This is a genomic window from Kitasatospora sp. NPDC048365 (assembly GCF_043200835.1).
Taxonomy (GTDB): domain Bacteria; phylum Actinomycetota; class Actinomycetes; order Streptomycetales; family Streptomycetaceae; genus Kitasatospora; species Kitasatospora terrestris.
In genome coordinates this window covers 203,171-209,854 of sequence record NZ_JBICYJ010000012.1, presented here as the reverse complement: position 1 = coordinate 209,854, position 6,684 = coordinate 203,171, and the positions used below count along the sequence as shown (strand labels likewise).

The 6,684-nt window shown below is 72.8% G+C and carries 5 protein-coding genes and 1 tRNA gene; 4 read left to right on the top strand and 2 right to left on the bottom strand.

The window, feature by feature from the left end:
* Window positions 1-127: 127 nt before the first annotated feature.
* Window positions 128-1,099 (bottom strand): sigma-70 family RNA polymerase sigma factor, encoded by a 972-nt coding sequence (locus ACGFX4_RS15455; protein WP_393073570.1) that lies wholly within the window; start codon window positions 1,097-1,099, stop codon window positions 128-130.
* A gap of 312 nt (window positions 1,100-1,411) precedes the next feature.
* Between ACGFX4_RS15455 and ACGFX4_RS15450 the strand changes: the two genes are divergently transcribed.
* Window positions 1,412-2,215: a phosphatase PAP2 family protein gene (locus ACGFX4_RS15450; protein ID WP_393073567.1), complete on the top strand. Its 804-nt coding sequence runs from the start codon at window positions 1,412-1,414 to the stop codon at window positions 2,213-2,215.
* 294 nt (window positions 2,216-2,509) lie between these two features.
* Window positions 2,510-4,450 carry a murein biosynthesis integral membrane protein MurJ gene (gene murJ, locus ACGFX4_RS15445; protein ID WP_393073564.1) on the top strand — a complete coding sequence of 647 codons (1,941 nt, stop codon included), beginning with the start codon at window positions 2,510-2,512 and terminating at the stop codon, window positions 4,448-4,450.
* 67 nt (window positions 4,451-4,517) lie between these two features.
* Here murJ and ACGFX4_RS15440 read toward each other — a convergent pair.
* Window positions 4,518-4,590 (bottom strand) — tRNA-Arg (locus tag ACGFX4_RS15440).
* 298 nt (window positions 4,591-4,888) lie between these two features.
* Between ACGFX4_RS15440 and ACGFX4_RS15435 the strand changes: the two genes are divergently transcribed.
* A complete protein-coding gene (locus ACGFX4_RS15435) occupies window positions 4,889-5,653 on the top strand; it encodes a polyprenol monophosphomannose synthase (protein WP_393073561.1) in 765 nt (254 codons plus the stop codon).
* Window positions 5,654-5,757: 104 nt separating this feature from the next.
* Window positions 5,758-6,675, top strand: a complete 918-nt coding sequence (locus ACGFX4_RS15430) for a YhjD/YihY/BrkB family envelope integrity protein (protein ID WP_393073558.1) — start codon at window positions 5,758-5,760, stop codon at window positions 6,673-6,675.
* Window positions 6,676-6,684 lie beyond the last annotated feature (9 nt).

The following is a 6,684-nucleotide window of genomic DNA, read 5'->3' as shown; positions in this document are numbered from 1 at the left end:
CGCCCGCTTGCCCCCTCGCGCCCCCCCCGCCCCCCCCGACCCGCCCCCCCCCCCCCCCCCCCCCCCCCCCCCCCCCCCCCCCCCCCCCCGCGGCGCCCCCCCCCGCTGCCGGGGCCCCGGATGCCGGTCAGGCCGCCTCGAAGCCCGCGTGGTCCGCGATCTTCTTCAGCTCGGCCAGCGCGTGCTTCTCGATCTGCCGGATCCGCTCACGGGTCAGGCCGTGCTGCTTGCCGACCTCGGTGAGGGTCCGCTCGCGGCCGTCCTCCATCCCGTAGCGGGAGCGGATGATCGAGGCGGTACGGGTGTCCAGCCGACCGATCAGGTCGTCCAGCTCCTCGCGGCGGAGCATCACCATCACCGCGTCCTCCGGCGAGACCGCGGCGGTGTCCTCCACCAGGTCGCCGAACTGGGTCTCGCCCTCGTCGTCGACCGACATGTTCAGGCTGACCGGGTCGCGCGCCCAGTCGAGCACGTCCTTGATCCGCTGCTCGGTGGTGTCCAGCTCGGCCGCGATCTCGGCCGGCTCGGGCTCTCGCCCCAGCTCCTTCGCCTTCTCCCGCTGCACCCGCCGGATCCGCCCGAGCTCCTCGACCAGGTGGACGGGCAGCCGGATGGTGCGCGACTGGTCCGCGATCGAGCGGGTGATCGCCTGCCGGATCCACCAGGTCGCGTAGGTGGAGAACTTGAAGCCCTTCGAGTAGTCGAACTTCTCCACCGCCCTGACCAGGCCCGCGTTGCCCTCCTGGATCAGGTCCAGCAGCGGCAGGCCGCTGCGCGGGTAGCGCCGGGCGACCGCGACCACCAGACGGAGGTTGGAACGGATGAAGACGTCCTTGGCACGCTCCGCGTCCTCGGCTATCACCTCCAGCTCCTCCCGCGTCGCGCCCTCGGGCAGCCCGCCCTCGTCCAGCAGGTGCTGGGCGAAGACGCCGGCCTCGATGCGCAGCGAGAGCTCGACCTCCTCGGCGGCGTCGAGCAGGGGCGTCCTGGCGATCTCGTCCAGGTACATGCCGACGAGATCGCGGTCGGCCTCGAGGTTGGTCGGGCGGGCCGCGCGACTCCGGTCGGCCCTGTCGCGAACGACGGCACGGGTGGCCATGCTTGCTCCCTTGCTGCTGGTACCGGCCCCTCTGGTGTTGCCGGGCAAAGAGATGCGGGCCGCCCGGAGGCTCCCTCCTGGAGGCTCACACGTAACGATCCAACGCACAGAAATCGGACAACATTCCCAAGACGCTCAGATTTCCATGAGAGATGCAGTATCCTGCCGATTTTCATCCGGATCCTGCACGGAGCGTGATCCGGCGTGCACACCGGGCATTCGCGAGGCGACCGCAGGTCCTTCAAACAACCGATGCCGAATCGCTATCGCGGCACCGCCGGAACGCCGCTCTCCGCTGGGAAGGTGTCTGCCATGCACCATCCCACCGCCACCGAGCGGGTCGCCGCCGGTCGGGCCGCGGCCCTACGGGACGTACAACGCCGGAACCTGCTCAGGTGTGCCGGGCTGGCGCTGTGCTGTGCCGCACTGCTCGGGGTGCTGCTCGCCCTGGTGGAGTCCCGGTGGGGGCCGCTGGTCCGGCTGGACCGGGGCTGGGTGCGGCCGCTGCACGACTACGCCCGGGAGCACACCGCCTGGACGGCCTCCATGCAGACCCTGGCGGACCTCGGCGGGACGGTCACCATGCGGGTGCTGCTGGGCGCCGCCGCGGTGTGGCTGTGGTGCCTGGGCGCCCGGACGCTGGCCTTCTGGGCGGCCGCGCAGGCCCTGGTCGGCTGGGCGCTGGCGGCGGCCGCCCGGGCCGCGATCGACCGGCCCCGCCCGCACTTCGCCGACGCGGTGGGGCACGCCTCCGGCGGCGCCTTCCCGTCCGGGCACGCGACGGCCTCGGCGATCACCTGCGCGGCACTGCTCGCCCTGGTCTGGCCGCGGGCCGACCGGGTCGGGCGGGCGGTGGCGAGCTCTGCCGCCGCGCTCGCCGTGCTCGCCGTCGGCTGGACCAGGATCGCGCTCGGCGTGCACTGGCCCAGCGACGTGGTCGGCGGCTGGCTGGCGGCCGGCGTGGTGCTCGGCGGAGTCACGGTCGCGGTGGAGCTGTGGCGCCCCGGCGCGCTGCTGCGCGACGCCCGCCGGGTGGACTGGCGGACCCGGCCCCGGGTGCAGCGCGTCCTCGCCACCGGCGCGGCGCCGAGGGGCGGCCCCGACAAGGACACCTGACGGTCAGTGAGCAAGGTCACACCCACGCGGGCGGAACCACCGGGGAGGGATCGGACGTGGTCGACAATCCACTGATTCCGGGAAATTCGGCCCGAATTCCGGCGCCCCGGCCCGCGGCGCACCGCGACGCGTCGCGATCGAGATCATCCGCGCCGGGCTTCCGACTCCCCAGCACGTGCTCCGGTAAGGCAGACTGCTCCGGCTGGGTGTACCTGCACCCGGCACCAGGAGCACGGACAAGCCGACTCCGTACACCCACGAGCCGCCGGACGGGCACCGAGTGACGGGGGTCCGATGACCATGCACACCACGGACGGTCCCTCCGAGCCGCACGTGTACGCCGACCCGCCCACCATGCAACTGGGCAAGGTTCCGGCGCAGCCCGGCCACGGGCAGGCACACGGCCAACCGCCGCTCCCCCCGATGCCCGCCGCGCCGCCCGGCATCCCCGGGCAGAGCGCCGCACCGGGCACCGGCCCGACCGGGACCACCGAGGCCGCCGCCGACGAGCAGCCCAAGGCCTCTTCGACCGCCCGCAACGGCCTGATCATGGCGCTGGGCTCGCTCACCTCGCGCGCCCTCGGCTTCGTCCGGGCCGGTGTGATCACCGCTGCGCTCGGCACCGGCCTGCTCGGTGACGGCTACGCCGTGGCGACAATGCTCCCCAACACCGTCTTCATCATGCTCATCGGCGGCGTGCTGAACTCGGTGTTCGTCCCCGAGCTGGTCCGTGCCGCGCAGACCCACAGGGACGGCGGCGTCGCGTACACCAACCGGCTGCTGACCGTCTGCGGCGTCCTGCTCGTGGTCATCACCGCGGTCGCCTCGTTCGGGGCGCCCTGGATCGTCGACGCGTACACCCACTACGGGGCGGACCAGCAGGTCCAACGGGACCTGACCCTCGCGCTCGCCCGCTACTGCCTGCCCGCGATCCTCTTCTACGGCCTGTTCGGCCTGCTCGGCCAGGTGCTCAACTCCCGGGACCGGTTCGGGGCCATGATGTGGGCGCCGGTGCTCAACAACGTCGTGGTGATCGGCGTCTTCAGCCTCTACATGGCGATCTGTGCACACGCGCGGAACGCGGGTGAGATGAGCTCGGGCGCGACGATGCTGCTCGGCCTCGGCAGCGCCTTCGGCATCCTGGTCCAGGCATTGGCACTGCTGCCCTCGCTGCGTTCCTCCGGCTTCCGGTACCGCCCGCGCTTCGACTGGCGCGGAGCCGGCCTGATGCAGCCGCTGCGCGCGGCCGGCTGGGCCCTGCTGCTCGTCGTGGTCACCCAGTTCGCCTTCCTGGCGATCACCCGGCTGGCTACCGGAGCCGGCTCGCAGGCCGAGAACCAGGGCCTGCACATCGGCCTGGGTTACACCCCCTACAACAATGCCTACCTGCTCTTCGTGGTCCCGCAGGGCATCATCACGGTCTCTCTGGTGACGGCAATCCTGCCGAGCCTCTCGCGCTCGGTCAGCGCGGGCCAGTTCCGCGAGGTCGGCGGCGAGCTGGCCCAGACCCTGCGCAACTCCGCCGGGATGCTGGTCCCCGCCACGGCCATCTTCCTGGCCTTCGCCCCGCAGATCGCCGGGCTCGCCTACGGGCACGGCAACGTCGGGCAGGACGACATCTGGGTGGTCGCCCAGATGCTGATGGCCTTCGCACTCGGCCTGCCCTCCTTCTGCGCGCAGTACGCGCTGGCCCGCGGCTTCTACGCGATGAGCGACGCCCGTACCCCGTTCTGGCTCACCACCGCCATCGCGGGCACCAACGTCGCGCTGTCCGCCGTCGCGTACGCCACGCTGCCGACCCGCTGGATCATCATCGGCATGGGTGCGGCGCACACCGTGGCCGCCACCGTCGGCATGATCATCACTGGTCGGGCGCTCAGCCGTCGCCTGCTCCGGGAGTCCGCCGCCGCCCGGCCCGCCGACGCCACCGTGCAACTCGGCCGGGCCACCGGCCGATCCGGGCTGGACGGCGGCCGGGTGCTCTGGCTGCACGTCGCGCTCGCGCTCGCCTGCGTGCCGGGCGCGCTGGGCGGCCACTGGCTGGCCGCCCGCTTCGGCAGCGGCCTGTTCGGCAACCTGGCCGGCCTGGCGGCCGGTTCGCTGGCCGTCCTGGTCTCGCTCTTCCTCTTCGCCCGCCCGCTCGGCGCCGGCCCCGCCGTCGCCCCGCTGGCCCGCCGCCTGCGCATCCCCTACCCCGACCCGACCCCGGTCGGCAGCGGCAAGCACCGCCGCTGACCGCGGAGCCCCAGGAACGCCGTAGGCCCCCACCCGGGACGGGTGGGGGCCTACGCGTCCTTCTCTGTGCCCCAGACAGGAATCGAACCTGCGACACCGGCTTTAGGAGAGCCGTGCTCTATCCCCTGAGCTACTGAGGCGGGATGTGGCGCCGCCGAACGGCAGCAGACCAGACCACAGCGTAGCGGACCTGGGGCGGGATGTCGGTCGTGGTTTCGGACCGCCCCCGGCCGGGCGGGCCCGGCGGCCGCATCGTGCCTGCTCAGCTCCGTGCCGCCGGCCCCCGGTGGACGCGAACTACCCCGGTGTGGTGGAGTCGGGCGTCCCGGTGGGCGGCACCGGTGCCAAGTCGTTCCCGGCGATCGTTACCATCGGCACGGGCGATGACTTTCGGCCCGGCCGATCCCCCGCGCCACATCAGACGTGAAAGGCACAGACGTGACTGCCCCACAGGAGACCCCCTTCGCCGACCTCGGCAAGGTGCTGGTGATCATTCCGACGTACAACGAGGCCGAGAACGTCGAGCGCATCGTCTCCCGGGTCAGGGCAGCGGTGCCCGAGGTCCACGTGCTGGTCGCGGACGACAACAGCCCTGACGGCACCGGCGAGATCGCCGACAAGATCGCTTCCGAGGACGGCAACGTCCACGTGATGCACCGCAAGGGCAAGGAGGGCCTCGGCGCCGCGTACCTGGCCGGTTTCCGCTGGGGCATCGACGCCGGGTACGACGTCCTGGTGGAGATGGACGCGGACGGCTCGCACCAGCCCGAGGAGCTGCACCGGCTGCTCACCGCGCTGCGCACCGCCGACCTGGTGCTCGGCTCGCGCTGGGTGCCGGGCGGCGGCACGGTCAACTGGCCGCCGCACCGCCAGCTGCTGTCCAAGGGCGGCTCGCTGTACTCGCGGGTCCTGCTGAACGTGCCGATCCGCGACGTCACCGGCGGCTACCGGGCGTTCCGCAAGCACACCCTGCTCGGCCTGGGCATGGACGAGGTCGCCTCGCAGGGCTACTGCTTCCAGGTCGACCTGGCGTGGCGCGCGGTGAAGGCCGGCTTCAAGGTGGCCGAGGTGCCGATCACCTTCGTGGAGCGCGAGCACGGCGCGTCCAAGATGAGCCGCAACATCGTGGTCGAGGCGCTGTGGCGCGTGACGGTCTGGGGCGTCGGCGCCCGGGTGGCGAAGCTGACCGGCAAGAAGAAGTAGCGCACCGGCCGGTCGACGGGGCGTCAGCCCTACGACCGGGTGCGGGTGCGGGTGCCCCGGGGCCGGGTGAGGATGGGATCGATTCCCAGGCCCCGGAGGTCGGCATGACGGATTCCTCGGTGAGTCGGGCGGAACAGGAGCCCGACCCGGGCCGGTGGTCGCGTGCCCGGGAGCGGGCGACCCGGTGGGCCGGCACCGCCAAGGGCATGCCCGAGCGGGTGCCGATGCTCGGCCGCGCGGTGGGCCAGCTGCTCCGGGTGAACCTGCTGGACAACGCGACCCGGCTGGCCGCGCAGGCCTTCCTCAGCGCGCTGCCGGCGCTGTTCGTGGTCGCGGTGTTCGCACCGGCGACGATCCGCGACGGGGTGGCCGGCTCGCTGCGCGACCAGCTGGGGATCCAGGGTCCGGCGCAGGACCAGCTGCGGCAGGTGATGAGCGCCGGGCACGACGACGTGGCGCAGAGCTTCGGCGTGGTGGGCGCCCTGGTCACCCTGCTGTCCGCGACGGCCCTCAGCCGGGCCCTTCAGCGCGTCTGCGAGCGGGCCTGGGAGCTGCCGAAGTCCGGGACGCGGGTGGCCGCCTGGCGCTGGCTGGTCTGGCTGGCGGTGTGGCTGGTCTTCCTGGTGGTGCAGGTGCCGCTGCGCAAGGGCTTCGGGCTGGGCCTGTGGCTGGGCCTCCCGCTGCTCTTCACCGCCTCCACGCTGCTGTGGTGGTGGACCCAGCACCTGCTGCTGGGCGGCCGGGTGCGCTGGTACCCGCTGCTGCCGGGGGCGGCGTTGTGCGGCGTCGGCCAGGTCGGGCTGAGCATCGCCTCGCAGGTGTACCTGCCGGGGGCGGTCAGCCGCAGTGTGCAGAAGTTCGGGCCGTACGGGGTGGTGTTCACCTCGCTGTCCTGGCTGATCGCGCTGTTCACCGCGGTGACCCTGGCGCTGGTCCTGGGCCGGGTGATCGCCGACGAGCCCGCGGTCTCCCGCTACCTGGGCACCAGGACCGAGCCCGGACTGTGGCAGCGCAAGCGCTGAGCGGGCCCC

What these genes read in the sequence shown, in the direction of transcription:
- ACGFX4_RS15450 (WP_393073567.1), top strand. Translation starts at nt 1,412, where the DNA reads ATGCACCATCCCACCGCCACCGAGCGGGTCGCCGCCGGTCGGGCCGCG.
- ACGFX4_RS15455 (WP_393073570.1), bottom strand. Translation starts at nt 1,099, where the DNA reads ATGGCCACCCGTGCCGTCGTTCGCGACAGGGCCGACCGGAGTCGCGCG.
- murJ (WP_393073564.1), top strand. Translation starts at nt 2,510, where the DNA reads ATGACCATGCACACCACGGACGGTCCCTCCGAGCCGCACGTGTACGCC.
- ACGFX4_RS15430 (WP_393073558.1), top strand. Translation starts at nt 5,758, where the DNA reads ATGACGGATTCCTCGGTGAGTCGGGCGGAACAGGAGCCCGACCCGGGC.